We start from the raw sequence: 1,225 nt of genomic DNA, 5'->3' as shown, positions 1-1,225 counted from the left end.
GGTCTTGGCTATGTGGGCCTGCCGCTGGCGGCCGAGGCCGTGTCCGCCGGGCTGCGGGTGGTCGGCCTGGACGTGAACGAACGCGTCGTGACCGGACTCAACGCCGGCACCTCGCACGTGGACGACCTGAGCGACCAGGACGTGGCCGCCATGCTCCGGGGCGGGTTCACCGCCACCACCGACCCCGCCCGCCTGGCCTCGGCCCGCACCATCGTCATCTGCGTGCCCACCCCCCTGTCCCCCGAGGGCGGACCCGACCTGGGCGCGGTCACCTCCGCGGCCCGGGCCATCGCCGCGCACCTGTCCCCGGGCACCCTGGTCATCCTGGAATCGACCACCTACCCCGGCACCACCGAGGAGGTCGTGCGCCCCCTGCTGGAGGAGTCCGGGCTGGTGGCCGGCTCCGACTTCCACCTGGCCTTCTCCCCCGAGCGGATCGACCCGGGCAACACCACCTTCGGGGTGGCCAACACCCCCAAGGTGGTCGGGGGGCTCACCGAGGCGTGCGGGGCGGCCGCGGCGGACTTCTACGGGCGCTTCGTGGACACCGTGGTGCGCACGCGCGGCACGCGTGAGGCGGAGATGGCCAAGCTGCTGGAGAACACCTACCGGCACGTCAACATCGCCCTGGTCAACGAGATGGCGATCTTCTGCCAGGAGTTGGGGGTGGACCTGTGGGACGCGATCGGGGCGGCCGCCACCAAGCCGTTCGGGTTCCAGGCCTTCTACCCGGGGCCGGGGGTGGGCGGTCACTGTATCCCCATCGATCCGAACTACCTGTCCTACAAGGTGCGCACGCTGGGGTACCCGTTCCGGTTCGTGGAGCTGGCCCAGGAGATCAACGGGCGGATGCCGGCGTATGTGACCCAGCGGGCCCAGGAGCTGCTCAACGAGGCGGGGTTGGCGCTGTCGCGGTCGCGGGTGTTGTTGCTGGGGGTGACCTACAAGGCCGACATCGCCGACCAGCGGGAGTCGCCGGCGCGTCCGGTGGCGGCCAAGCTGGCGGCCAAGGGGGCCACGCTGTGCTACCACGACCCGCATGTGGAGTCCTGGGAGGTGGACGGGGTGCGGGTGCCGCGGGTCGAGGATCTGGACCGGGCGTTGGCCGAGGCCGATCTGACGGTTCTGCTCACCGATCACGCCGAGTACCGGCCCAAGCGGTTGGCCGAGTACGCGCGGTTGTTGCTGGACACCCGCGGTGTGTTGCGACGCTCAACCGAGGCGG

1 protein-coding gene is annotated in these 1,225 nt (G+C 71.3%); it reads left to right on the top strand.

Annotation, left to right across the window (positions count from 1 at the left end):
• Positions 1–1,225: nucleotide sugar dehydrogenase (locus DVR05_RS26440; RefSeq protein WP_116248628.1), on the top strand; the 1,225-nt coding region annotated here is incomplete at both ends.

Source organism: Nocardiopsis sp. FIRDI 009 (assembly GCF_003386285.1).
In the GTDB taxonomy this organism is placed as follows: Bacteria; Actinomycetota; Actinomycetes; order Streptosporangiales; family Streptosporangiaceae; genus Nocardiopsis.
This window is presented reverse-complemented; position numbering and strand designations above follow the sequence as displayed.